The organism is Glutamicibacter sp. HZAU (assembly GCF_004100365.1).
GTDB lineage: Bacteria > Actinomycetota > Actinomycetes > Actinomycetales > Micrococcaceae > Glutamicibacter > Glutamicibacter nicotianae.
The window spans coordinates 156,178-181,495 of the sequence record NZ_SCKZ01000007.1; the positions used below are offsets into that span (position 1 = coordinate 156,178).

The 25,318-nt window shown below is 59.2% G+C and carries 27 protein-coding genes and 1 pseudogene; 21 read left to right on the forward strand and 7 right to left on the reverse strand.

What is annotated here, in order from left to right:
• Window positions 1-5 precede the first annotated feature (5 nt).
• The 7 genes and pseudogenes from map to rplQ all read left to right on the forward strand — a co-directional run.
• A complete protein-coding gene (gene map / locus EKH49_RS12725; RefSeq protein WP_128471126.1) occupies window positions 6-839 on the forward strand; it encodes a type I methionyl aminopeptidase in 834 nt (277 codons plus the stop codon).
• 230 nt (window positions 840-1,069) lie between these two features.
• Entirely contained in the window at window positions 1,070-1,291 is a 222-nt protein-coding gene (infA, locus tag EKH49_RS12730) for a translation initiation factor IF-1 (protein WP_013349662.1), read from the forward strand.
• 127 nt (window positions 1,292-1,418) lie between these two features.
• A complete protein-coding gene (rpmJ, locus tag EKH49_RS12735; protein WP_013349661.1) occupies window positions 1,419-1,532 on the forward strand; it encodes a 50S ribosomal protein L36 in 114 nt (37 codons plus the stop codon).
• A 148-nt stretch (window positions 1,533-1,680) separates the two neighbouring features.
• On the forward strand, window positions 1,681-2,055 hold the full coding sequence (gene rpsM / locus EKH49_RS12740) for a 30S ribosomal protein S13 (RefSeq protein WP_022874115.1): 375 nt from the start codon (window positions 1,681-1,683) through the stop codon (window positions 2,053-2,055).
• Between the two features lie 43 nt (window positions 2,056-2,098).
• Window positions 2,099-2,500, forward strand: a complete 402-nt coding sequence (gene rpsK / locus EKH49_RS12745; protein WP_038992179.1) for a 30S ribosomal protein S11 — start codon at window positions 2,099-2,101, stop codon at window positions 2,498-2,500.
• A 169-nt stretch (window positions 2,501-2,669) separates the two neighbouring features.
• The gene (locus EKH49_RS12750) at window positions 2,670-3,671 is read left to right on the forward strand and encodes a DNA-directed RNA polymerase subunit alpha (protein WP_038992178.1); all 1,002 of its coding nucleotides are present in this window, start codon (window positions 2,670-2,672) and stop codon (window positions 3,669-3,671) included.
• An 82-nt stretch (window positions 3,672-3,753) separates the two neighbouring features.
• Window positions 3,754-4,194, forward strand: a pseudogene (gene rplQ / locus EKH49_RS12755) (50S ribosomal protein L17); the annotation flags it as partial.
• Window positions 4,195-4,361: 167 nt separating this feature from the next.
• Here the strand turns inward: rplQ and EKH49_RS12760 are convergent.
• Both EKH49_RS12760 and EKH49_RS12765 read right to left on the reverse strand, forming a co-directional pair.
• A complete protein-coding gene (locus EKH49_RS12760; RefSeq protein WP_128471127.1) occupies window positions 4,362-4,802 on the reverse strand; it encodes a hypothetical protein in 441 nt (146 codons plus the stop codon).
• Between the two features lie 124 nt (window positions 4,803-4,926).
• Window positions 4,927-5,379 (reverse strand): hypothetical protein, encoded by a 453-nt coding sequence (locus tag EKH49_RS12765; RefSeq protein WP_161567520.1) that lies wholly within the window; start codon window positions 5,377-5,379, stop codon window positions 4,927-4,929.
• A 167-nt stretch (window positions 5,380-5,546) separates the two neighbouring features.
• On the opposite strand from EKH49_RS12765, the gene truA reads away from it, so the two are divergent.
• The 5 genes from truA (at window position 5,547) to EKH49_RS12790 (ending at window position 10,824) form a co-directional block, all read left to right on the forward strand.
• Window positions 5,547-6,482: a tRNA pseudouridine(38-40) synthase TruA gene (gene truA, locus EKH49_RS12770; RefSeq protein WP_236641148.1), complete on the forward strand. Its 936-nt coding sequence runs from the start codon at window positions 5,547-5,549 to the stop codon at window positions 6,480-6,482.
• Between the two features lie 324 nt (window positions 6,483-6,806).
• Window positions 6,807-7,250: a 50S ribosomal protein L13 gene (rplM, locus tag EKH49_RS12775; RefSeq protein ID WP_038992172.1), complete on the forward strand. Its 444-nt coding sequence runs from the start codon at window positions 6,807-6,809 to the stop codon at window positions 7,248-7,250.
• Between the two features lie 38 nt (window positions 7,251-7,288).
• Window positions 7,289-7,789 (forward strand): 30S ribosomal protein S9, encoded by a 501-nt coding sequence (gene rpsI / locus EKH49_RS12780; protein ID WP_128471129.1) that lies wholly within the window; start codon window positions 7,289-7,291, stop codon window positions 7,787-7,789.
• A gap of 169 nt (window positions 7,790-7,958) precedes the next feature.
• On the forward strand, window positions 7,959-9,305 hold the full coding sequence (glmM, locus tag EKH49_RS12785; RefSeq protein ID WP_128471130.1) for a phosphoglucosamine mutase: 1,347 nt from the start codon (window positions 7,959-7,961) through the stop codon (window positions 9,303-9,305).
• 148 nt (window positions 9,306-9,453) lie between these two features.
• A complete protein-coding gene (locus tag EKH49_RS12790) occupies window positions 9,454-10,824 on the forward strand; it encodes a UDP-glucose dehydrogenase family protein (RefSeq protein WP_128471131.1) in 1,371 nt (456 codons plus the stop codon).
• A gap of 75 nt (window positions 10,825-10,899) precedes the next feature.
• Here EKH49_RS12790 and EKH49_RS12795 read toward each other — a convergent pair whose 3' ends face one another.
• The 3 genes from EKH49_RS12795 to glmS form a co-directional block, all read right to left on the reverse strand.
• Window positions 10,900-12,348 (reverse strand): NAD(P)H-hydrate dehydratase, encoded by a 1,449-nt coding sequence (locus EKH49_RS12795; protein WP_161567521.1) that lies wholly within the window; start codon window positions 12,346-12,348, stop codon window positions 10,900-10,902.
• A gap of 161 nt (window positions 12,349-12,509) precedes the next feature.
• Entirely contained in the window at window positions 12,510-12,860 is a 351-nt protein-coding gene (locus tag EKH49_RS12800) for a holo-ACP synthase (protein WP_128471133.1), read from the reverse strand.
• A gap of 87 nt (window positions 12,861-12,947) precedes the next feature.
• Window positions 12,948-14,819 (reverse strand): glutamine--fructose-6-phosphate transaminase (isomerizing), encoded by a 1,872-nt coding sequence (gene glmS / locus EKH49_RS12805; RefSeq protein WP_128471134.1) that lies wholly within the window; start codon window positions 14,817-14,819, stop codon window positions 12,948-12,950.
• Window positions 14,820-14,986: 167 nt separating this feature from the next.
• On the opposite strand from glmS, the gene coaA reads away from it, so the two are divergent.
• From coaA to tsaD, 7 genes are all read left to right on the forward strand, one after another.
• Complete coding sequence (gene coaA / locus EKH49_RS12810) at window positions 14,987-15,946, forward strand: type I pantothenate kinase (protein WP_038992165.1); 960 nt, start codon at window positions 14,987-14,989, stop codon at window positions 15,944-15,946.
• A gap of 110 nt (window positions 15,947-16,056) precedes the next feature.
• Window positions 16,057-16,455 (forward strand): large conductance mechanosensitive channel protein MscL, encoded by a 399-nt coding sequence (gene mscL, locus EKH49_RS12815; protein ID WP_128471135.1) that lies wholly within the window; start codon window positions 16,057-16,059, stop codon window positions 16,453-16,455.
• A gap of 146 nt (window positions 16,456-16,601) precedes the next feature.
• Entirely contained in the window at window positions 16,602-17,801 is a 1,200-nt protein-coding gene (gene alr, locus EKH49_RS12820; protein ID WP_038992322.1) for an alanine racemase, read from the forward strand.
• Window positions 17,794-18,372: a tRNA (adenosine(37)-N6)-threonylcarbamoyltransferase complex ATPase subunit type 1 TsaE gene (gene tsaE / locus EKH49_RS12825; RefSeq protein WP_128471136.1), complete on the forward strand. Its 579-nt coding sequence runs from the start codon at window positions 17,794-17,796 to the stop codon at window positions 18,370-18,372. Before alr ends, tsaE begins: the two co-directional genes overlap by 8 nt.
• Entirely contained in the window at window positions 18,365-19,042 is a 678-nt protein-coding gene (tsaB, locus tag EKH49_RS12830) for a tRNA (adenosine(37)-N6)-threonylcarbamoyltransferase complex dimerization subunit type 1 TsaB (protein ID WP_128471137.1), read from the forward strand. Before tsaE ends, tsaB begins: the two co-directional genes overlap by 8 nt.
• The gene (gene rimI, locus EKH49_RS12835) at window positions 19,039-19,530 is read left to right on the forward strand and encodes a ribosomal protein S18-alanine N-acetyltransferase (RefSeq protein WP_128471138.1); all 492 of its coding nucleotides are present in this window, start codon (window positions 19,039-19,041) and stop codon (window positions 19,528-19,530) included. Before tsaB ends, rimI begins: the two co-directional genes overlap by 4 nt.
• Entirely contained in the window at window positions 19,527-20,597 is a 1,071-nt protein-coding gene (tsaD, locus tag EKH49_RS12840) for a tRNA (adenosine(37)-N6)-threonylcarbamoyltransferase complex transferase subunit TsaD (protein ID WP_121867119.1), read from the forward strand. Before rimI ends, tsaD begins: the two co-directional genes overlap by 4 nt.
• 152 nt (window positions 20,598-20,749) lie before the next feature.
• Here the strand turns inward: tsaD and EKH49_RS12845 are convergent, their stop codons facing one another.
• Window positions 20,750-21,919 (reverse strand): metallophosphoesterase family protein, encoded by a 1,170-nt coding sequence (locus tag EKH49_RS12845; RefSeq protein WP_128471139.1) that lies wholly within the window; start codon window positions 21,917-21,919, stop codon window positions 20,750-20,752.
• Window positions 21,920-22,146: 227 nt separating this feature from the next.
• Here EKH49_RS12845 and EKH49_RS12850 point away from each other — a divergent pair, with 227 nt between their 5' ends.
• Entirely contained in the window at window positions 22,147-23,418 is a 1,272-nt protein-coding gene (locus EKH49_RS12850) for an MFS transporter (protein WP_128471140.1), read from the forward strand.
• Window positions 23,415-24,089 (forward strand): FadR/GntR family transcriptional regulator, encoded by a 675-nt coding sequence (locus tag EKH49_RS12855; protein WP_128471141.1) that lies wholly within the window; start codon window positions 23,415-23,417, stop codon window positions 24,087-24,089. The genes EKH49_RS12850 and EKH49_RS12855 overlap by 4 nt, the downstream gene beginning before the upstream one ends.
• 27 nt (window positions 24,090-24,116) lie before the next feature.
• Here EKH49_RS12855 and EKH49_RS12860 read toward each other — a convergent pair whose 3' ends face one another.
• Window positions 24,117-25,259 (reverse strand): glutamate--cysteine ligase, encoded by a 1,143-nt coding sequence (locus EKH49_RS12860; RefSeq protein WP_128471142.1) that lies wholly within the window; start codon window positions 25,257-25,259, stop codon window positions 24,117-24,119.
• Window positions 25,260-25,318: the final 59 nt, after the last annotated feature.

Sequence of the window (25,318 nt, forward strand, 5' to 3'; positions counted from 1 at the left end):
TCACATTGGCATTAGGACAGCCGAAAATCGAGTACAAGTCCAACTCCGAGATCTTGAAAATGCGCAAGGCCGGGTTGGTTCTGGCTGAAGCACTGGACGAAGCTGTCGCGATGGCCCGCCCGGGCGTGCGGACCGAAGCTATCAACGAGGTTTTCGGCAAGGTGCTGGAACGCCACAACGCAACCAGCAACTTTCTCGGCTACCACGGTTTCCCAGCCAACATCTGCGCGTCGGTCAACCATGAGGTAGTCCACGGCTTCCCGTCCGACTACGAGCTGAAGGACGGCGATGTGCTGAAGATCGATGGCGGCGCCGTCGTGGAGGGCTGGCACGCCGACTCGGCCCGCACCGTCCTGGTCGGGGAAAACATCGACCCGGCCGACCAGCGCCTGAGCGATATCACCGAGCAGGCCATGTGGGCCGGCATTGCTGCCGCAGCCAACGCACGCTTCGTCGGCCAGATCGGGCAGGCCATCGATGACTATGTCACCAGCCAGCCAGGCGACGAGCTTGGCATCCTCGAAGACTACTGCGGCCACGGCATCGGCTCGCAGATGCACATGGCACCGGACGTGCTGAACTACAACTCCGGACACCGCGGCCCACGGATCAAGCCAGGCATGTGCTTGGCCATTGAGCCAATGCTCGTACGCGGCGGCATCGAGACCTCCGTGCTGGAAGATGACTGGACGGTAGTCACCAACGACAAGTCCAACGCCTCGCAGTGGGAGCACACCGTAGCCTTCCACATGGGCGGCATCTGGGTATTGACCGCGCACGACGGGGGAGCGGCGGGCCTGGCTCCATTCGGCGTGACCCCATCGCCGATCCAGGGCTAACGCCACCCCGGAAACCATGGGATCCAGTACGCCACCGCGCTGTGGCGTGCTGGATCTAACATTTTAAATATCGATGAACGATTGGCACTGCGAGAACTAATGCCGTATCGTTGTTTGTTGGTTCTTGATTTAATTGCGCCTAAAACCCTTAGGTTTTCGGTACAGGGATCAAGAGCCGGAACCAATTACTTGTTGGTGGAAATTGCCAACAAAAAAAGTTAGCGGGGAAAATGGGCAAGAAGGAAGGCGTCATCCAGGTAGAGGGCACCGTCTCGGAGGCACTGCCGAACGCGATGTTCCGCGTGGAGCTGCCAAATGGACACGTAGTGCTCGCCACTATCTCGGGTAAGATGCGTCAGCACTACATTCGAATCCTCCCAGAGGACCGAGTGCAGGTTGAAATGAGCCCATACGACCTCAACCGAGGTCGCATCGTCTACCGCTACAAGTAAATCTGCACAACCCAAGACTCTCCCAGCAGGCCAAAGCGCAGTCATGCGCAACAACCGCTGGATGATTGTTCTTGGGCGAAGCTATTTACTGCTCCACATTCAACTGCAACCGCAAAAGGACAAAGCCTTGAAGGTTAACCCTAGCGTGAAGCCGATCTGCGACAAGTGCAAGGTGATCCGTCGTAACGGCGTGGTCATGGTGATCTGCGAGAACCCACGCCACAAGCAGCGTCAGGGCTAATTCCGTTCTTACGGGATTCCCACGCGTAGTCAATTAGGCAGTATCAGCCAGGACGGAAGTTCTGGTGCACCCCCGGATTCGGAGGCCGGGGCCGTGAGCAATCACGGAAGATGCTGCTCCAGACCTCCGTTCGTTGAAAGGTAGCCACTTGGCTCGTTTAGCAGGCGTGGATATTCCACGCGAGAAGCGCGTAATCATCGCGCTGACTTACATCTACGGCGTGGGCAAGACCCGTGCAGAAGAGACCATCGCAGCGACCGGTATCAACCCGGACACTCGCGTCAAGGATCTCACCGATGACCAGCTCGTGCAGCTGCGCGACTTCGTCGAAGGCACCTACAAGGTAGAAGGTGACCTGCGCCGCGAGGTTCAGGCCGACATTCGCCGCAAGGTAGAGATCGGATCCTACGAAGGTATTCGTCACCGTAAGGGCCTGCCGGTCCGCGGTCAGCGCACCAAGACCAACGCACGTACCCGCAAGGGCCCGAAGCGTACCGTCGCCGGTAAGAAGAAGACTCGCTAAATCTTAGCGATCTAGTTCAAATACTTTTTTCGTAGGAGAAGAAATGCCCCCAAAGACTCGTGGAGCGGTACGTAAGCCGCGTCGCAAGGACAAAAAGAATATTGCGCAGGGACAGGCGCATATCAAGAGCACCTTCAACAACACCATCGTATCGATCACCGATCCGACTGGCGCTGTGATCTCGTGGGCTTCGGCCGGCGAGGTAGGCATGAAGGGTTCGCGCAAGTCGACCCCATACGCTGCCCAGATGGCTGCCGAGTCCGCTGCAAAGCGCGCTCAGGAGCACGGCATGCGCAAGGTTGACGTTTTCGTCAAGGGCCCAGGCTCGGGACGCGAAACCGCGATCCGTTCGCTGCAGGCTGCTGGCCTTGAGGTTGGATCCATCCAGGATGTTTCCCCAAGCGCTCACAACGGTTGCCGCCCATCGAAGCGTCGCCGCGTCTAATTGATTCGCTAGGCTTAGCCTAAGAAGTCACCGAAGCATTCACTCGTGGGTGCTCCGGTGACTATCTTGGACTTATTAGCCTGCAAAAGACGAACGGCCACCTCAGGCTACCGTCGTTTCCACCCCCGTGAGGCGTCATATAGCGGACGCTCGCTGAAAGGAAATGTAAGTGCTCATTACGCAGCGCCCAACCCTGACCGAAGAAGTAGTTGCCGAAAACCGCTCCCGGTTCGTTATCGAACCACTGGAGCCAGGCTTTGGCTACACCCTTGGTAACTCGCTCCGCCGTACCCTGCTCTCTTCGATTCCTGGTGCTTCCGTCACCAGCATTCGAATTGACGGTGTACTGCACGAGTTCACCACCGTAGCCGGTGTCAAGGAAGACGTCACCGAACTGGTCTTGAACATCAAGAACCTGTCGGTATCTTCCGAGCACGACGAGCCAGTCGTTGCCTACCTGCGCAAGCAGGGCCCGGGCATCGTTACTGCAGCGGACATCACCCCTCCAGCAGGTGTGGAGTTCCACAACCCTGATCTGCACATCGCCACCCTCAACGCCAATGGCAAGTTCGACATGGAACTGACCATTGAGCGCGGCCGTGGCTACGTGTCTGCCGCTCAGAACAAGAACATCGATGGCGAGATTGGCCGAATCCCAGTTGATTCGATCTACTCCCCAGTTCTGAAGGTGACCTTCCGCGTGGAAGCAACCCGTGTTGAGCAGCGCACCGACTTCGATCGCCTGATCGTTGACGTGGAGACCAAGGAATCGATCACCCCGCGCGATGCAGTTGCATCCGCAGGTACCACCCTGGTTGAGCTGTTCGGTTTGTTCCGCGAACTGAACACTCAGGCTGAAGGTATCGAAATCGGTCCATCGCCAACCGATGCAGCCATGGCTGCTGACATGGCGCTGCCGATCGAGGATCTGGAACTCACCGTTCGTTCGTACAACTGCTTGAAGCGTGAGGGCATCCACTCCGTGGGTGAACTCGTTACCCGCTCCGAGGCCGACTTGATGGACATCCGCAACTTCGGTGCAAAGTCCATTGACGAAGTCAAGGCCAAGCTGGTTGAACTGGGTCTGGCCCTGAAGGATTCCCCTCCAGGCTTCGATCTGGCCGCTCGTAGCGCCATCGACGATGGCGACGAATACGACGAAGGTCTGTAAGACCCGCGTCTAGCGACACACTACTTCATCCGACTGGACGACAGATTCGTCCAGTACGGGTTATTCATCTAGGAGAACTACCATGCCTACCCCTACCAAGGGTCCGCGTCTCGGCGGCAGTGCAGCACATGAGCGATTGATTTTCGCTAACATGTCGGCACAGCTCTTCGAGAACAAGAAGATCACCACCACCCTGACCCGTGCCAAGCGTCTGCGTCCACACGCAGAGCGCCTGATCACCTTCGCAAAGCGCGGAGACCTGGCTTCGCGTCGCCGCGTCCAGGCCGTCATCGCTTCGCGTTCGCGCACCAACAAGTCGATCGTTCACGAACTGTTCGAGAACATCGCACCAGCAATGGCAAACCGCGAGGGTGGCTACACCCGCATCACCAAGATCGGCAACCGCAAGGGCGACAACGCTCCTATGGCTGTTATCGAGCTCGTGATGGAGCCAGTTTCGCCAAAGCAGGCTGTCGTCAAGGAAGCCACCCAGGCTGCCGAGAAAGCTGCTGAGACCGAAGAGGCCTAAGCCCCTTCGAGCTGAAGCTCGCTGACCCGCAAGGGCAAAAAGATTCCCGTTGGATCCGCAAGGAGCCAACGGGAATCTTTCGTTTAAGCCTGTTCAGTGATTCTGGCCGGAGCGCGTGCCCGTCATATGGCGGGGCACGAGCATCCGCAACTTCGAATTTCCTAGCTGAACGAATCCATGTCCGGGCAGGCTGTATTCAGGTATTCGGTAGCCTCTGAAGCTTCGGCAGTATCGAGCTTGGCCGCTTTTTGCGAAATCTCCATCATATTGCTGCCGTCTGCTTCAGCCAACAGGCCAGCCATTTCCTTGTTCTGCCCGGCAGCTGCGTTCAACGACACAGCAAGCTTGTTGTCTTTGGTTTTCTCAGCGGCTTCACCCAAGATGGCATCGAACTCGTGCATGACCTCGACGTATGCCGAAGTATCGCCCGCCATGAGTTTTGCGCTGGAATCATCTGCCCTCTTCTGCAGCTCGCGTTCGGCTACCTGGTCGTTAATGAAAGCGCAGGTGTCCTCTGTGGACATTTTTCCATCACCGCAGCCGGTGAGCATTAGGGAAGCAAGCGCGAGCGCAGCTGCAGGTGCCGCGAACTTTTTCAACATGGAGATCCTTAGATGATGAACCGCTGGTCTAGCAGGGTAGCCATTGATGACTACTTGATTATTCTATATTCAGGATTTACTGCAGGCGGTGCCTGACGTGCTTGGGTCTGCGGACGAAACGCATTTACGGATCGACCGTGCCGGATTCCTCACCGGAATTCGCGCAGGCCTGATCCACATAGTCCGAATATTGGTCTGTCAGATCGACCGCGGCCGCTTCAAGGTCTGCCTCGAACGTTGGATCATCGAAAGTGCGGCCCTCAATGAGGTCGACGAAGTCCTGGAACCTGCTGATTTCTGAGTCCAATGCAGTGCGCAGTTTCCCATTGCTGGTCTGCTCGAAAACTTCTTGGCAGATGCCGATGGTGGCTTCCATGGCATCTACGACAGGTTGCGTGTCTTGCTCAATAACGCCCATATATGCCAGGCCCCACTTGTCCCCGATCGATTGTTCGATAGCCAATTCCTTCAGCAGGTTGCATGACTGCTCGGTGTTCAGCTGACCGGCACTGCAGCCACTCAAGCAAAACCCAATGGCGGTTGATGCTGCAATGATGCTTGCGGTAGTCCTTCGCATGGGAAGTCCTTGGAACGGTGATGATGGCCTTGCCGCCTAAGCGGCAGGACGTTGGATGCACACAGGCTACCTCCGGGGGAGAGTTGCGTTATTGCGCCTGTGGATAACCGGCCGTAAGGCGGCCGTTGATTCGACGGTTGCGCAGGTCCTTACGCATAATTGAATGCATGAGTATCCAGCCAGAGAGCATCGATCCCATGGGCACCAGCGCATTGGGGGCCACTGCCGCACCAGCGTGGATCCGGATGCGCATGGTCCTCGGATACGACGGCGCCGCCTACAGCGGTTGGGCACGCCAGCCCAATGTACTAGGCGTGCAGCAGCTGGTTGAAGAGGCATTGGAAATGCTGGTCCGCCGCCGTGTGCGAGTGGTTGTCGCCGGCCGCACCGACGCAGGCGTGCATGCGCGCCACCAGGTGGTGCATTTCGACCTGACCGATGACGAATATGCGGGCCTGCCGCGCAAGGCGCCCCTGGCTCCTGGCCCAGCGCTCGTCCGCCGCATCAATGGCATTCTTGGCCGCCAAGACGGCGCCGTGTGGGTCCATGAAGCCGAGCGTGCTCCAGAAGGCTTCGACGCCAGGTTCTCGGCGCTGGCCCGCCGCTATTCCTATCGGATCGCCGATGGCCAGCAGCGCTGGGATCCGCTGACACGGCACCTGACCGCATGGCACCGCGAAGAGCTCGATGTCGAGGCGATGAATCGCGAGGCGCAAAGCGTGCTGGGCCGCCATGACTTCTTGTCCTACTGCAAGCCCCGTCCGCATGCCACGACCATTCGCACCTTGCAGGAATTCACCTTCACCCGCGGCGCCGACGGCCTGGTGCTGGCACACCTGAAGGCCGATGCCTTCTGCCACAACATGGTCCGTGCGCTGATCGGCGCTGCAATGATGGTGGGGGACGGGCGCGAGCAGCCGGGCTTCCTGGCCCAGCGGCTGGAGCAGATGGTCCGCGACTCGAAGACGAAGCTTTCGCACCCGCGGGCGCTGGTTCTCGAAGAGGTCTATTATCCGGAAGCGGGAGAGCTGGCAGAGCGGGCGCTCAGGACCCGCGCGCTGCGCACCGATGATGAAGTGGATACGGCCCGCTCGGAAGGCTGATTGCCCTTGAGCCCCGGAATCTTAAGGGTGTTGTTGCTCACGGCGTACATCCTTTTTTGGCCGGAAACACTTTAATCCGCTAAACTTCTATGAGTTGTGTATGTCCACGTTCGACACTACACGCCCAAGCGTGACGGCTTAGTTGCATAGTCGCTGGTCTGCTGGGTGTGCGAACAGCATATGGACGGCCGGTTATCATCAGTCCTCACCTGACGTACTGGTCTAAACACAAGAACAACACGACAGTGCCTGTCACTGGGGGATCTCACCGCCTTCAGCCAAGCGACTGTTTGACCAGAAACGAATCAACGTAAGGCAATTACTGTGCGTACGTACACCCCAAAGCCGGCTGACCAGACTCGTCAGTGGTATGTCATTGACGCCACCGACGTAGTGCTCGGCCGTCTCGCCGTCCAGGCCGCAACCCTGCTGCGCGGCAAGCACAAGCCAACCTATGCTGCACACATGGACATGGGCGACCATGTCATCATCATCAATGCAGACAAGGTTGCACTGACCGGTAAGAAGCTGCTGAACAAGCGCGCTTACCGCCACTCCGGTTTCCCAGGTGGCCTGAAGAGCATCAACTACGCAGACCTGCTGGAAAAGAACCCAGTACTGGCTGTTGAGAAGGCTATCAAGGGCATGCTGCCTAAGAACAAGCTTTCGGATGCCCAGCTGTCGAAGCTGAAGGTATACCGCGGCGCAGAGCACCCACACGCTGCTCAGTCGCCGAAGGCACTGGAAATCACCCAGGTCGCTCAGTAGTCCTGGCCCCGAGAAGAAATACTTAATAGGAGATTATCGTGGCTCAGAACGCTGAAGAAACCACTGAATTCGAGGGTGAGACCCCTTCGACCTACACTACCGAGACCGCAGCTTCGACTGTTGCTGCTGACACCGAGCGCGCTCCACTGACCGTGCCAGGTGCAGCTGTTGGCCGTCGCAAGCAGGCTATCGCCCGCGTTCGCCTGGTACCAGGCTCCGGCAAGTGGACCGTAAACGGTCGCGAGCTGGACAACTTCTTCCCAAACAAGCTGCACCAGCAGGATGTTAACGAACCATTCAAGGTTCTGGGTCTGGAAGGCGCATACGACGTTATCGCACGCATCAACGGCGGCGGCATCTCCGGTCAGGCTGGCGCACTGCGCCTGGGCATTGCCCGCGCCCTGAACGAGATCGACCGCGACGCTAACCGCGCCACCCTGAAGAAGGCCGGTTACCTGACCCGTGACGCACGCGTCATCGAGCGTAAGAAGGCTGGTCTGAAGAAGGCACGCAAGGCTTCGCAGTTCTCGAAGCGCTAAACCTTACTTCAAGGTCTTTCCAAGGGCCCTGTCATCCTGCAAAGGATGCCAGGGCCCTTGGGCATTTAACGCCGAGGAACGCAAAATGCTATTAAACTTTTCTCATATCACTGTTATTCCGGGGCTTTGAGCCATTTAAATCAATGCAGAGGGCATATGATTGAATGCGATGGCAAGGTTATTTGGGACCGATGGGGTCCGAGGAAAAGCAAACGAACTGTTAACTCCCGAGCTCGCGCTGGAACTGGCGCAGGCGGCATCCGTGGTGCTGGGCTTGAGCCAACCAGAGGACGGCTACAAGCCAGTCGCAGTGGTTGCCAAGGATCCGCGCATCAGCGGTGACTTCCTGTCCGCCGCAATCGAGGCCGGCCTGGCTGCCTCCGGCGTCGACGTGATGGATGCCGGCACGCTGCCCACTCCCGCGGCGGCATTCCTGGTAGGGGACTTGAACGCTGATTTCGGCGTCATGATTTCCGCCTCGCACAACGCGGCTCCGGATAACGGCATTAAGTTCTTGGCCCGTGGCGGCAAGAAGCTGGACGATGCGCTGGAAGACGCCATCGAAGCCTGCTTGAAGATGCCAAAGCCACGCCCAACCGGCGGAGAGGTAGGACGTGTCTCGCGTTTCGCCGACGCTGAAGACCGCTACATCATGCACCTGCTGCAGGCGCTGCCCAACCGACTCGACGGCTTGAAGGTAGTCCTGGACTGCGCCCACGGCGCTGCTTCGGGATGCTCCCCGGAGGTCTTCAAGGCTGCCGGCGCCGAAACCATCGTCATTGGCGCAGATCCGGATGGCATCAACATCAATGACGGCTACGGCTCCACCCACCTGGAGAAGCTGCAGGCCGCTGTGCTGGAGCACGGAGCGGACCTGGGCATCGCCCACGACGGCGACGCCGACCGCTGCCTGGCCGTTGACCATGAAGGCACGATCGTTGACGGCGACCAGATCATGGCCATCATGGCACTGGACATGAAGGACCGCGGCGAGCTGAAGGACAACACCCTCGTTGCCACCGTGATGAGCAACCTCGGCCTGACCCTGGCCATGGAAGCTGCAGGCATCACCGTCAAGCAGACCGGCGTGGGCGACCGCTACGTGCTCGAAGGCATGCGTGAAGGCGACTTCTCCCTGGGTGGCGAGCAGTCCGGCCACGTGATCTTCTCCAAGCACGCCACCACCGGCGACGGTGTCCTGACCGGCCTGATGATCGCGGCTCGTGTGAAGGCTACCGGCAAGAGCTTGAAGGAACTTGCTGCTGTGCTGACCGTCCTGCCGCAGGTCCTGATCAATGTACGCGGCGTAGACAAGGCCGGGGTTCCGGACTGCGATCCGCTGCAGGACGCTGTTGCCGCCGCCGAGGCCCGCTTGGGCACCACCGGTCGAGTGCTGCTGCGCCCGTCGGGTACCGAGCCTGTAGTCCGCGTCATGGTTGAGGCGGCTACCCACGACCAGGCCCAGGCGGAAGCTGAAACCCTGGCCGAGTCGGTCAAGGAGCACTTGGCCCTCTAGGCTCTGCAACTGCCCAGCAACCACTCCGTAAATATCAAGAAAACTCACACCCCCGCAGCGCGTTCCATGCCGGAACGCGTTGCGGGGGTGTGGCATGCTAACTAGTAGGAACCGATATGGGTTCGCGTTCTCGGAGAGAAGGACTTTCGTGACTCTACGCATCAGCGTGATCGGCACCGGCTACCTCGGTGCAACCCATGCCGCCTGCATGGCTGAACTGGGCTATGAAGTCATTGGACTGGACGTGGACACGGCCAAGCTCGAAGCCTTGGCCGCTGGTGTTCTGCCTTTCCACGAGCCGGGCCTGCCCGAGCTGCTGCGCAAGCACGTGGCCTCCGGGCGCCTGCGCTTCACCGACAGCTACGCAGAAGTCGCTGCCGGCGCGGATATCCACTTCATCACCGTGGGAACGCCGCAGCGTGCTGATTCGCAGTCCGCAGACATGTCCTACGTCGATGGTTCCGTGGACTCCCTGCTGGAGCACATCACCGGCGAAGCGCTGATTGTCGGCAAGTCCACCGTCCCGGTAGGCACCGCACGACGGCTGAGCGAGAAGATTGCCCGATCTGCCAAGCCGGGAAGCGACATCGCGCTGGCCTGGAATCCAGAATTCCTGCGTGAGGGTTTTGCCGTCCAGGACACCCTGCGCCCCGACCGGCTGGTCTATGGATTGCAGGATGGGCGAGGCCTGGAACTGCTGCGCAAAGTCTATGCTCCGATCCTAGCCTTGGACACGCCAGAGATCGCCACGGATCTGGAAACTGCGGAACTGGTCAAGGTCGCGGCCAACGCCTTCCTGGCTACCAAGATTTCCTTCATCAATGCTTTTGCCGAAGTCACTGAGACCGTGGGTGGCGACATCAAGGTCCTCGCCGACGCCATTGGGCACGATAAGCGCATTGGACGCCGCTTCCTGAACGCCGGGGTGGGCTTTGGCGGTGGATGCCTGCCGAAGGACATCCGCGCGCTCCAAGCCAGGGTCAGCGAACTTGGGTTGAGCCAGACCATGGGTTTCTTGGCTGAAGTCGACCAGATCAACCTGCGCCGCCGCGACCGCGTGGTCTCGCTCGCCTCGCACATGCTCGGCAACGAGCTGGCGGGCAAACATGTGTGCGTACTCGGCGTGACCTTCAAGCCGGACAGCGACGACGTGCGCGACTCTCCAGCCTTGGATATCGCCGTACGCCTGTACAACGAAGGCGCTGAAGTCTCCGTCTACGACCCACAAGGCAACGCCAACGCTGCCCGGCGCTTCCCGCGCTTGAACTATGTGGACTCCTGCAAGGAAGCCGCGCAGGACGCAGATTTGACCTTGGTACTGACCGAATGGAACGAGTTCCGGGAAATGAACCCGTCTGACCTTGCCGACGTGGTGGCAAACAAGCAGCTGATCGACGGTCGCAATGTCCTGGACCGCCCGGAATGGCGGAAGCAGGGCTGGACCATCACCGGCCCGGGAGAGTACTTCGAGCTGGGCAACATGGCTCCGGCAACCACCTCGATTCCGGTGCAGGCCTGAACGGTGTAGCCGGACATGGAACGGGCGGTTCTCCACATTGGGAGAACCGCCCGTTCTACGTGTTGCACGCGCAGGCTAGAAGCCGAACTGCTTCATGACCTTGGGAAGATTCTCGATCAGGCGAGAAGCATTTACGGTGCCATCCGCCGCGGTCACCCTGCCCAGATGGCCGTGGATGTAAGCAGCGCACGCAGTCAACTCCATCATGCGGCGGTTGGGCACGGTTCGCAGGCCTTCGGTGCCCGTCAGCGAGCTGTCGGAGAGCATATAGCCGAGGATGCCGGTCAGGACATCTCCGCTGCCCGCAGTGGCCAGTTCCGGTGCCGAGTGGCTCACCATCAGGCTGTCGCCATTAGGCGCAACAATGTAGCTGGTGGGGCCCTTGAGCAGGACTACAGCGTTGTAAGCCAAGGCGGCCCAACGGGTCCAGCGAATCGGGTCCTGGGAAAGCTCATCAGGAGTGATCTTCACACCCGCGCGGTTGAGCAGCATGCGCAATTCCTTGGTGTGGGGCGTCAGCACGCGGGGCTGCTCGCTGGGACCGGTAGGAACAACTTCCAAACCGGATGCGTCGATGACAGCTGGCTGGGGGCTGGCGAAGACATCAGCGATGGCACCAGTCGGGGGCGTGCGTCCATCCAAGCCCGGACCAATAGCCCACGCCTTGATCTTGGCGCTCTTGCCGTGGATCTGGCGGCGCGAGAATGACAGCGCTTCCTTGATCTGCTCATCATCCAACGGCACGGACTCCGGCACGGAGACTGCCATAAGCGGCTGGATGGAATCGGGTACGTGGGTGCGGAGCAGCCCGACTCCGCAAGCCACGGCGGCCTTGGCAGTCAGCTGGGCAGCTCCGGGATACAGATCGGAACCGGCGATGAGGCCGAGGACTCCACGCTGGTATTTGTGGCGTCCGGCATCCCGCCAGGAGCGGTGCTGGTCCAGCAGCTCGCGGGCAGCCTGCTCGTCCACTAGCTGGGTGCCGGGCTGGACGGAAGAAAAGTCGAATTCCAGATCAGCCACGGTGATCTCGCCGGTAACCAGCGGTCCATCCACGGACAGCAGGCCGGCCTTCATGGCGCCGAAGGTCACCGTGCGTTCAGCTCGGAGAACCGAGTCCTGCGCAACGCCGGTTTCAGGGTCCAACCCTGAGGGAACATCGCAAGCCAGCACCCGTACTCCAGCCGGAACCGACGGCACGTCGGAACCGGCTCGATATCCAAGACCATAGATGGCGTCGATAACGAGCGAGGCATTCGCTAGTTCGCCGTCGCCATCTGACAGATCCAGTATGGTGCCGCCGGCGGCTTGGTACGCTGCAGCAGCCTCTGCGTTAATCTGCTCGTGGCATTGCAGAGCCAGCGTGGAAATCTTCTGCTGCTGAAGCTCTGCCAGTGCATACAAGCCATCGCCACCGTTGTTGCCCGGGCCAATCAGTCCGACCACGAACGCCGGTTCGGTGCTGTGTCCTTCGGCCAGCATGGCGACAGCCGTTGAAGCCAAATGGGCGGCGGCTTGCTTCATTAAGCTGGTCTCGCCCCGCTTGGATTTCTCCTGGGCTTCAACCGCACGAATTTGCGCAACACTGTAGACAGGAATCATAAGACAAACAATACTCAAGGCTTCTGTGCGATGCCCTATTTAATGAGATACGTGTCGTTATTCCTTCGTCGTGGCGTTGGTGCTCAGCGTTCGGCAACTACCATGGCGATGGCCATGTCTCCATCGTGGGACATGGTCAGGTGCCAGGATTTGATGCCGCGCAGCTCGCTGGCGGCGGCCACTGAGCCGGTGTTGAGAATCTGGGGATCACCGGCTTCGTCCTTGCGGATGGTGCAGTCCTGCCAGTTCATCCCGGCAGGAGCGCCCAGTGCTTTGGCGATTGCTTCCTTGGCTGCGAAACGGGCTGCAAGAGAACGCAGGGGCAGGTCCCGTTCTTCTTCGGTGAAGAGCCGGTCGCGCAACCGTGGAGTCTTCTCGAGCTGACGGCCGAAACGTGGCACATCAACGATGTCCACTCCAATACCTGCAATCATGCCTATCAGTTTATCCAGTGCGTGCAAGGCAAAAAAATTGCGGGCACTCCCGAAAGGGAATGCCCGCAATGATTCATGCTGGGTGGATTACTCCACGGTCACCGACTTGGCCAGGTTACGTGGCTGGTCAACGTCGAAGCCCTTGGCGGAAGCCAGTTCGCAAGCGAAGATCTGCAGTGGCACGGTGGCCAGCAGAGGCATCAGCAGGGTTGGGGTTTCTGGTACGTAGAAGACCCACTCGGAGAAGTCCTTGACGGCGGAATCGCCGTCTTCGGCAATAACCAGGGTCTTGGCGCCACGGGCGCGCACTTCCTGGATATTGGAGACAACCTTGGAGTGCAGCGAGTCTCGACCACGTGGGGAAGGAACTACCACGAACACCGGCTGGCCATCGTCAATCAGCGCAATAGGGCCGTGCTTCAGCTCGCCGGCGGCGAAGCCTTCGGCGTGGATGTAGGCGATTTCCTTGAGCTTCAAGGCGCCTTCCATTGCCACCGGGTAGCCGACGTGGCGGCCCAGGAACAGCACGGAGTTGGCTTCCGACATGTTGCGTGCCAGATCCTTGATCTCGTCCGCACGGTCCAGGATGTCCTGGATCTTGGAAGGGATCTTGCCCAGGTCGGCAAGGATGTCCTTGATCTGGCCCTGGAACAAGTTGCCGCGCAACTGCGCCAGGTACAGGCCCAGCAGGTAGGTGGCGGTGATCTGCGCCAGGAATGCCTTGGTGGATGCCACTGCGATTTCTGGACCGGCGTGGGTGTACAGCACCGCATCGGATTCGCGCGGGATGGTCGACCCGTTGGTGTTGCAGATCGACATGGTCTTGGCGCCCTGCTCCTTGGCATAACGCACAGCCATCAGGGTGTCCATGGTCTCGCCGGACTGGGAGATCGAAACGATCAGGGTCTTCTCGTCCACGATTGGCTCGCGGTAGCGGAACTCGTGGGAAAGCTCAACCTCAACCGGGATACGGCACCAGGACTCGATCGCGTACTTGGCAACGGAGCCGGCGTAGGCCGAAGTGCCGCAAGCAAGAACCACGATCTTGGAGATGGCAGCCAGCTCTTCCGGAGCGATTCGCAGTTCGTCCAGGGTCAGACGGCCATCAGCGTCCGAGCGGCCCAGCAGGGTATCAGCAACAGCTGCTGGCTGGTCGAAGATTTCCTTCTCCATGAAGGATGGGAAGCCGCCCTTTTCAGCGCTGGCTGCGTCCCAGTCAACGGTGAATTCCTTGCCTTCGGCAGGGTTGCCGTCGAAGTCGGTGATGGAGTGGCTATCCGGGGTGATGGTAACGATCTGGTCCTGGCCCAGCTCTACGGCACGACGGGTGAAGTCGATGAAGCCCGAGACATCCGAACCCAGGAAGTTCTCGCCCTCGCCCAGGCCCAGAACGAGAGGGGAATTGCGGCGGGCCGCGACGACAACGCCTGGGTGGTCCTGGTGAACGGCCAAGAGGGTGAAAGCACCTTCCAGCTGCTGAACAGCAAGCTGCATGGCGCGGGTCAAATCGCCCTCCGCCTCGGTGCTGTAGAGCTTGCCCAGCAGAGCTGCGGCAACCTCGGTATCGGTATCCGAGTGGAATTCAACGCCCTCGGCTGCCAAACCGGCCTTGATGCCGGCGAAGTTTTCAATAATTCCGTTGTGGATCATGGCAAGCTTGCCACCATCGGCCAGGTGAGGGTGAGCGTTCTGATCGCTCGGTCCACCGTGGGTTGCCCAACGGGTATGTCCAATGCCGGTCATCGACTGAGGCAAAGGGGACTCGGCAATTTCATTTTCAAGGTTGACCAGCTTGCCGGCCTTCTTCCGAGAATGAATGGCGCCGTCGGCAACTACCGCGACTCCAGCCGAGTCGTAGCCTCGGTATTCCAAACGACGCAAACCTTCAATTAGAACGTCGAGGGCGCCGTGCTCGGCGATCTGGCTCGAGGTTCCTGCATATCCAACAATTCCGCACATGGGAAAAATCCTACCGGTTCAATCCCCATCGATGGGAATAATCGTGGCGCAGCACTCAAAATTACCTATGTCTTAGCTCACCAGGCCGCCGTATTTCACCGAAACTAATTGCCTTGTTGATCTTGCTAATTGGGATGTGGAGCATATTCTTGGCAGAATTTACCCTCGTGGAACCACACGGAACACTAGAATCATCCATCTCGCCGTTTGTTGAACTTGAACGCGAGACATGGGCGCGACTGTCCAACAAGATGGAACAGCCGCTGAACTACTCCGACATCGAACGCCTTCGCGGCCTCGGTGATCAGCTGGACCTCCAGGAGGTCCGCGACGTCTACCTGCCACTGAGTCGCCTCCTGTCGCTGTACGTGGAGGGAGCCGGTGCAACGCATCAGGCGACTACTACCTTCCTGGGTGAGCAGACCAATCGGACGCCTTTTGTCATTGGCGTCGCCGGATCCGTTGCCGTGGGAAAATCCACGACCGCTCGTGTATTGCAGGAAATGCTGCGCCGCTGGCCGCATACTCCTGATGTCCAGCTCATCACCACTGATGGTTTCTTGTACCCCAATGCGGAGCTTGAGCGCCGCGGCATCATGCACCGCAAGGGTTTCCCTGAATCCTATGACCGTCGTGCATTGCTGCGCTTCGTCTCGGCAGTGAAGTCTGGTGCCCCAGAAGTCAGTGCCCCGGTGTATTCGCACCTGACCTACGACATCATCCCGGGGGAGCGCAATGTAATCCGCTCGCCGCAGGTGCTCATTGTCGAGGGATTGAACGTGCTGCAGCCGGCGCGAACTCGTTCCGATGGAACCGTGGGACTCGCGCTGAGCGATTTCTTCGACTTCTCCGTATACGTCGATGCACGTACGGCGGATATCGAAGAGTGGTACATCAAAAGATTCATGCGCCTGCGCTCGGGAGCCTTCTCCGACCCGGCGAGCTACTTCCATCGCTATTCCCAGCTCACCGATGTGGAAGCGCGGGAAACCGCGCACGGCATTTGGAAGCGCATCAATGAACCGAATCTCAAGGAGAACGTCTTGCCCACGCGAGGACGGGCGCAATTGGTACTGCGCAAATCAGCCGATCATTCGGTGCGGCGAATGCTGTTGCGGAAAATCTAGGCTTCTTCAGCTGATTTTTAAGCAAACGAATTCTGTGAATTTGCCGAACTAATGGAAATCGCTCCACAAAATCGTAGTGGTGCTGTGTTTTTCCTGTGTATGCTCTAACCATGCTAAAAGGTTTCCGCGATTTTATTATGAAGGGCAACGTTGTCGATTTGGCCGTTGCCGTTGTTATCGGCGCTGCCTTCGGCGCCGTAGTTACCGCCTTGGTCGACAATGTGCTGATGCCGTTGATTGCCGCCCTGGTTGGTTCACCAAGCTTCGACGACTTCCTGTTGCTAACTATTAACGGGGTAGAGATCAAGTTCGGCGTCTTCCTGACCGCCCTGGTCAACTTCCTGCTGATTGCCGCAGCCGTTTACTTCGCGTTGGTTCTGCCAATGACCAAGCTGAACGAGCGCATGGCAGCGCGCCGTGCTGCAGGTGCAGAAGAGCCTGAGGAAGAAGTAGATCCACAGCTGGAGCTGCTTGCCCAGATCCGCGATGAGCTGAAGACTCTTCGCTAACCCCCGATAAAACATCCGTCTTCAAGGAGCGGGTTCGAACAGCAAAGTTGTTCGTACCCGCTCCTTCCGGCTTTAACCAGCATCATGTGCCGAACGGCGCATGGGTGAACAAGGCAAGTGGTTCAGAAAAGTGCGAAGATGAATGGGTGAACTCTGAAGCGCTTGAAGAAAGCAACCTGACAAACAGCACCAGCAGTGCACAGGCGATCGGCTTCGAACGCCGCGCAGTCATTGACCTGTCGGCCATCCGCAACAACGTCAAGCAGATTTCTGATGTTGTGGCCCCAGCTGCAGTCATGGCCGTCGTCAAAGCTGACGCGTACGGGCACGGTGCCATCCCGGTAGCCAAGGCTGCCTTGGAAGGCGGAGCCCGGTGGATAGGTTGCGCCCATGTCACTGAAGCACTCGCCCTGCGCGACGCGGGAGTCGATGCGCCCATGATGGCTTGGCTGCATACCGAAGACACCCCGTTCGAGGCCGCCATTGACGCCGGTCTTGACCTCGGTGTTTCAGGCTGGGAACTTGAATACGTTGCCGCCGCGGCTCGTGCTGTGCAGACTCCGGCACGGATCCATATCAAGGTAGATACCGGGCTTGGCCGCAATGGCTCCACCATGGATGCCCTGCCGGATCTGCTGAACCGCGCCAGCGATTTCCAGGAAGAAGGGTTATTGCGTGTAGTTGGCATCTTCTCCCACCTGGCGGTGGCAGATGAACCTGAACGCCCGGAAACCGATGAGCAGCTGGAAGTCTTCGACAGGGCCATAGAACTGGTGGAAGCTGCTGGCTTCGATTTGGAAGTGCGTCATATCGCCAACACTCCTGGCATCCTTTCTCGACCGGATTCACATCACGAAATGGTGCGCCTGGGTCTGGGCCTGTATGGACTTAGCCCGTTTGACGGTGAATCGCCAGAGAGCTTCGGGCTGCGCCCAGCCATGACAGTGAAGACCCGGGTTGCGAATGTCAAGAAGGTTCACCCGGGGCAGGGTGTTTCCTATGGCCTGAATTACAAGACCGAAGGGGAAACCTACCTCGGCCTGATCCCCATGGGTTATGCCGATGGACTGCCAAGGATCGCAACCGGTGCTCCAGTGACTGTCAATGGGCGCACCTATCCAGTACGTGGTCGCATTGCCATGGACCAGTGCGTCATCGATTTGGGATCAGATATCAACCCAGAAGAATTCCTGGGAGCTGAAGCAATTATCTTCGGTGACGGCGGGCAGTCAGTTAACACCTGGGCTTACGCAGCGAACACCATCAACTACGAAGTGGTAACCCGCATCTCGCCACGTGTACCTCGCTACTACATTGAAGGCAGCTGGGGTGAGGCCGGTGAATAACACGGTATCGGAGTTCTCCTGCCAGCTCGATGACCTCACCGTCACCGAAGCAATGGGTGAAGCCTTGGGCGCTCAGCTCAAAGCCGGCGACCTCGTCATCCTTACCGGTGCCCTTGGCGCTGGCAAGACCACGCTGACCCAGTCGCTGGGCGTGGGACTGAACGTCCGTGAAGGAATCATCTCCCCGACGTTCGTACTGGCTCGCCAGCACCCATCACTTGGGGATGGACCCGGTCTGATCCACGTAGATGCCTACCGTCTCAAGGACCATGATGACGTGGACACCCTGGATCTTGAATCCACGCTGGCAGATTCAGTTACCGTCGTGGAATGGGGCTTGGGGAAGGTCGAACACCTTACCGATTCACGCTTGGAAATCCAGCTGGATCGCGAAGCCCTGGCCGCACCAGTCGGCAATCCATGGGAAGAAGCTGAAGAGGAACTGGATGAGCCGCGGTTGTTCAGCCTGAAAGCTATCGGCCCGCGCTGGAACGAAGATGCCTTTGCCCAGCTGAAAGATTCATTGCTGTCTGCGGTTGCTGCACAGCGCACGGAAGAAAAACATGTCTAATTACTTAGCAATCGACACCTCTGCCAACGCATCGGTGGCACTAGTTGACGAAACCACCGGTTTACTTGTCGACAAGCGTGTTTCCTCCAAGGGAAACGACCAGACCGAAACCTTGTCGGCATACGTCAAGGAGCTATTGGACACCCAAGGCCAGAAGGGCCAAGACCTTGCGGGCATCATCGTCGGCGTTGGCCCGGGTCCTTTCACAGGCCTGCGCGTTGGCTTGGTGGCCGCGCGTACCTTCGGATTCGTATGGCAAGTACCTGTGCACGGAGTGATGTCGCTGCATGCGCTCGCCGAACAGGTGCTGGAGTCCAGCGATGTTCCTGCTGAATTCGTTGTCGCCTCGGACGCACGACGCAAAGAAGTCTACTGGGCACGCTACGACAATTCCGGATCCATGGTTGGAGGGCCGCACGTTTCAGCAGCGTCAGCTCTTCCAGCGATGCCAGTTTTCGGTGTCGGGGCCGGCATCTACGCCGAGCAGCTTGAGGAAGCCGGTGCCAAGCCAATGCCTGAGTCCTTCGAATGGATTGCCGACGCCGGCTTCCTGGCCCGCCGGGCATTGAGCGACCTCGCTGGAGGCAAGGACCTCGCAGATACTTCGCCTCAGTATCTGCGCGAATCCGATGCCCAGATTCCTGCCTTCATGAAGCAGGCCAAGGCGTGAGCGAGCAGCACGAGGTTCTCCTGCGCCGCATGCAGCCAGATGATCTGCAAGCCGTCCATGATCTTGAGCAGCAGCTTTTTCCCGAGGATGCATGGCCCCTTGCCGGTTTCGAATCCGAGCTGGCGCAACGCGATACCCGCACCTACTGGGTCTATGAAGACGCTGGTCGAGTTGTCGGCTATGCAGGGCTTTGCGTGGTCTTGCCGATAGCCGATGTCCAGACCATAGCCCTGCACCCGGATTACCAAGGCCGGGGCTTGGGCCGCAAGCTGTTGTCATTGCTTGTCCAGGCGGCCGGTGAGAAAAATGCACTGGATGTGATGCTCGAAGTTCGCTTTGACAACCCCACCGCCATTGGCCTGTATGAATCCTTTGGATTCACCACTATCCACCGCCGCAAGGGGTACTACAAGGGCGGGGTCGATGCACTAATTATGAGACTCCCGCTGGATGCACAGCACGGACAAGAGGAAGAACGCAACGCATGAGCTTCAACGAACCCGTAGTACTAGGCATTGAGTCCTCTTGCGACGAAACCGGCGTAGGCATCGTGCGCGGCAACAAGCTTCTGGCCAACGCTGTCTCCAGTTCCATGGATGAACACGTGCGCTTTGGCGGTGTCATTCCCGAGATTGCGGCCCGTGCGCACTTGGAAGCATTCGTGCCAACTTTGCAGTCCGCGTTGGATACAGCCGAACTGGCTCTTGACGATATTGATGCCATCGCTGTAACCAGTGGTCCGGGCCTGGCTGGAGCGCTCATGGTGGGCGTTTCAGCGGCCAAAGCCTTGGCCCTGGCAACCGGCAAACCGCTCTACGGCATCAACCACCTGGTTGCCCATGTAGGCGTAGGTGTTCTCGAAGGAACCGTATTGCCATCGACCTTCGGAGCTTTGCTGGTCTCGGGCGGGCATACCGAAATCTTGAAAGTCACTTCGCTGACCAACGATGTGCAGCTGCTGGGCTCGACCATTGATGATGCGGCCGGCGAAGCCTATGACAAGACTGCTCGTCTGCTGGGCCTGGGGTATCCTGGCGGGCCAGCCATCGACAAAGCGGCCAAAGACGGAGACCGCAAGGCATTCCGCTTCCCTCGCGGCTTGTCCTTGCCGAAGTTCGTCGGCAGCGCCGCGAATCCTGGCAAGCACCGCAACAACTTCTCATTCTCGGGACTCAAGACTGCTGTAGCCCGCTGCGTAGAGCACTTCGAGGCCAATGGCGAAGAAGTCCCAGTCGCCGACATTGCTGCGTCCTTCCAGGAAGCAGTCGTGGATGTCATCACCTCGAAGGCCGTGCGTGCCATGCAAGAACAAGGCCTGAAGACCTTGCTTTTGGGCGGGGGAGTGGCAGCTAATACCCGCTTGCGCGAACTGCTGGCAGCGCGTTGCACCTCGGCGGGAATCGAACTCGTGGTTCCGCCGTTCAGCCTCTGCACGGATAATGGCGGCATGGTCGCGGCGCTCGGCGCACAGTTGGTCGCTGATGGTGTGGCTCCGTCGGGCCTGGATTTCGCTACTGACTCGTCGCAGCCGGTCACGCAGATCACCTTGCGGTAAGCGCAGATCTGCATTTCTTAGAACCGGATACTCGTACTGGTCCTCTAGTCCCTGGGAGGCTTAGGCAAATACCGGAACGCCATTATGCCTGTGCTTTTCGGTTCAGATGGCCTGCTGCACGCTGGTTATTCAGCGTCCAGCAGGCCTCACTGCTATGGAAGAGGAAGCGGCTCGTCGATCGGCTGGGCCTTGGTGCCCATATCGATGCCCAGATCCTTGGCAAAGATGGTGCGGGTTCCGGTGTAGACCCCGTCCCTAGTCTCGTCGAGTTCGAAGACGCGGGCGCCACGAAGCTCGTGGTTCTCGGTACCGCCTAATCCGTAGGTGCCGAATCCGGTACCTGGCGCGTAGCCCAGCTCGATGCCGTAGTAGTCGCCCTTGAAGGTGTTGATGTGGTCGTGGCCGCAGTACACGCCACGCACATCTCCGCGTTCCTGCAGAGCAGTGAACATGCCCGAGTTGAACGCTGCGGTGTAGATGCCCTCGTTCTTGACTCCCTCGATGGAGTGCTTCTTGACGGCCTTCTCATGGTCGGCATCACTCGAAGTGAACTGGGCTCCGTACCACATGTGGTGGTGCTCCCACAGCGGGATGTGGAAGAACATCAATGACTGGACCTTGCCGTAGCGTAATTCGGTGGCCTTGGACGCGTCGCGGTACCACGCGATCTGCTCCGGACGGATCCAGTCATAGGACATGAGCCCTGCGAAATCCTGGCCTCCAATGGCATCTGGCGCGTAGCGATTCGAGTCGAGCAGCCAAATGCCGAAGGCGGGCTTGGCGTTCTTGGACGAAGCGATCAAAAGCTGGGAGTTCGACTCCCCCTGGATCTTGTCATTCTTCGCGTTGACATTGAACTCGTACCCGCGAATGAAATCGAGGATCTTGGCATCGGACATATTCGTGCCGTTGGGCATCGAATCCTCGTCATGGTTGCCAAAAGTCAAAGCCCAGGGGATGCCCCGCGATTCCATTGGCTGCACCACGTTGTTGATAGCTTGCTTGACCTCAGTGACGGTTTTCGGCGAACCGTTGATGACGTCGCCGTTGATGAGTGCGAAGCCCGGCTTCTCGGTATCGAGCACCTTGCTCATCAGTTCAAGCGTGCGTCGGTCGGTGCGTGGCCCATCCTGGGTGTCATTGAACTGGACGATCTTGAATTTGCCGTCGGCAGCGAACTTGAGCTTCGGGGCAGATGCCGTGGACTTCTTGGCTGGAGCAGCAGCTGCTGCGGTGCCGCTGGCGGCGAACAGACCGGTAATCGCGGCAGCGGTGCTGCCAATCAATACTCCACGACGGGGGACAGGAGACGAAGTGTTCAAAGAACTGCCTTTCACATGAAATTAGTAGCCAGCTGCAAAGTGGACCGGCTGATAACTCCTAGAGCGTATGGATGTCTAGTGACCGGTTGGTGAACATTGGTAGTCCGCATGCATTGTTGTGCATAAATAGAACGGGCGAACTTCCGTCTTTCGCGCTTGTGCCGGTCAGAACGTGGAACGAGTCACATGATTCGCTAAGCTAAACATCAAACGTCTAATGTTTAAATGTGATCGACAACTCCTCTGAATCAGTGCTTCCTCCAGTGGCCAGCGTTCCACGCAAATCCCCATGGCTGGCTGGTGCACTCGCTGTAGCAGCCGTTATTCTCGTGGGCCTGAACCTGCGCATGGGCATTGCCTCGGCATCGCCGCTATTCCATGACCTGCAGGAGATGATGGGGTACGGGACGTTCGTCGCTTCGTTGCTGCCCACCATCCCGGTTTTGTGCTTTGCCGTAGCTGGCGCGGCAACGAGCCTGGTGATCCGCTGGACCGGCCTGGAACTGGGCATAGCGCTGTCCTTGCTGCTGCTCACCGCAGGCCTCGCCCTGCGTGTTGTCGATTCAACCTGGGCTTTGCTGGCCGGCACCGTTATGGGCATGTGCGGCTTGGCCATCTGCAATGTGGCGATGCCATCGTTCATCCGAGAGCACCACAGGAATCGTGCTGCGTCGATGACTGCTGCTTACACGACAACCATGTCCATCGGCGCGACGCTGGCCTCGGCGGTCAGCGTTCCACTGGCGGTTCAGGCAGGTTCTCCGACAACCGCCTTGGCCTTGTGGGCTATTCCCGCAGGCATGGCTTTGCTGGTCATGGTGCCGCTTTCCATTTCCGGGAAGGGGCCTGCCGTTGAAAAAGGCGCGCATGTTTCCCCATGGCCGTTGCTGGCTACGCGCAAGGGCTTGCTGTTCACCACCGTTTTCGCCCTCCAGTCGCTGCTGGTCTACACCGTGGTCAGCTGGCTGCCCCACATTCTCATTTCGCGCGGGTTGGAGCCAGTTGATGCCGGATTGATGCTGGGCATCGTGCAGGGCGTCAGCATTCCGGCAGTCATGATCATGCTCTGGATGGGGTCGAAGCCGACCTTGCTGCGCAGTGCCTTCCTGCTGACAACCAGTTGCTCTGTCCTTGGCTTTATCGCGTTGCTGCTGTTGCCAGTGGAGCTGTCCCTGATCAGCTCGATCCTCATCGGCCTGGGTTTCGGGGTGTTCCCGCTGGTGATGCTCATGATCAGCCGCAGCGGCGGCAGCGCAGCGGAAACCACTGCACTGTCCACCGTGGCCCAATCTGTCGGCTACCTGCTTGCGGCCATCGGCCCTTTCGCACTGGGACTCATGCAAGGCGCGTTGGGGTCTTGGACGGCTGGCCTGGTGATTATCCTTGGCTTCTCCGTGATGCAGCTGTTGTTCTGCTTCAAGCTCGGCGGCTTGCGTACCGAAACCGATGACCACCAGCTGATTGAAGTCGACAGCGATGCCGAAGTGGAGCGATCATGAGCAAGACCCCGTTGCGTCCGCCATTGTCCGAAGAGGTCGGAGCGAAGTTGCAAGCCGCCGTAACCCAAGGCCGCTGGAAGGTCGGGGAACGGATACCAGCAGAGCCCGAGCTGATGGCTGAAATGGGTGTCTCCCGGGGAACCTTGCGCGAAGCCATCAAGGCGCTGGCCAGTACTGGTATCGTCGAGGTTCGCCGCGGTGATGGGACCTATGTGCGTGCGACCAGCGAGATCAGCGGCACCGCTCAACGCGTGTTCCGAGAGCACTCAGACCAGGACGTGCTCCAAGTGCGCTTCGCCCTCGATACCCAGTCGGCCCGGCTCGCAGCGAAAGCTGCTGATGCGAAAGTCATCGAAAAGCTGCGAACGCTGCTGAGCCAGCGAAGCGAGGCGTGGGAATCCCGGGACTATCCGGCCTGGGCGCAAGCCGATTGGAAGTTCCATTTGGAAGTGGCGCGGGCATCCGGAATTCCGCTGATGAGCGAGATCTATGAGAGCTTCGGGGATGTCTTCCACGGAACCAAGATGGTCCAGCGGCTTTCCGACGGATTCGATGGCTGCCTGCACGAGGGCCACGAATCATTGGTGGACGCAATCCAGGCAGGCGACCCTGAAGCCGCCGCCAGCACCGTCATCAAGAACCTCGACTACTGCATGAGCTGGATGCCGTAATTTGCGACCACTGCGGTGCTGCCCAGGCTAGACGGCCTTCATTCGGCTCACGTTTTCCTGCACCACGGCCTTGAAGTCCCCGCCCGCAGCCGCAAAGGTATTGCGCTGCAGCTGGTATTCGGCACCGCGCTCAATCAAGCGGATGATGCCCTGCAATTCCTCGGAGCACCCCAGCTGCTCGGCGATCGGCGCCAGTCGCTTGACCTCTGAGCGCAGGTGGTCGGTCACCAGCATCTCATCGCCCTGCGCATTGAGGATGATGATGGCATCCAGTCCGTAGCGGGCGGCGCGCCACTTGTTCTCCACACGGAACCAGGCCGGCATGACCGGAATCTTGTAGCCGGCTTCGATGGACAGCGACATGTCGTGCACCAGGCACTGCGTCAGCGCGGTGATCGCTGCAATGTCCTCCAGCGAGCTGACGCCATCGCAGATGCGCATTTCCACGGTGCCCAAACGCGGCACCGGTCGCACATCCCAACGGATTTCCGAGACATCGTCAATGACCCCGGTGTGCAGCATGTCTGCCACGTGGGCTTCGTACTCGGACCACGAATCGAAGTGGAAAGGAATCCCTGCCGCCGGCAGCTGCTGGAACATCAGCGAACGCTGCGACGCGTAGCCGGTGTCTTCCCCGCCCCAGTAGGGGCTGGAAGCGCTGAGCGCCTGGAAATGCGGCTGGTAGTTGATCAACCCGTCGGTGATGGGCAGAGCCTTCTCGCGGTCATCGAGTCCCACATGTACGTGCACGCCGTAGATCACCATCTGCCGTCCCCACCACTGGGTACGGTCAATCAGCTTGGCGTAGCGGTCCTTGTCCGTCACCGGCTGCAAGGTCGGGGCGGCAAACGGATGCGAACCTGCAGAGTACAAGTCCACGCCGTGATTGCCCGCCACCTCGTTGAGCATGCGCACATTGGTGCGCAGTTCCTCGGCCGCATCGGCCACGGTGGTGTGGACGCCGGTGACTACCTCGACGGTATTCATCAGCAGCTCCGGCTTCACCGTGGGATGCTCTTCATCATGGTCGAGGCCGGCCTCGTCCTTGAGCTGATTGAGAATGTTCTCGGCAACCGAGCACAAGTCCGCACTTTCGCGATTGACCAAGGCAATTTCCCACTCGACACCGATGGTGGATTGGGAAGACTGGGCGAACTCGATTTTCTGCACGGCGCTCCTATTGATGACATCTCGGACGGACTGCTCCGGAGCCGAACCAAACGGATGGA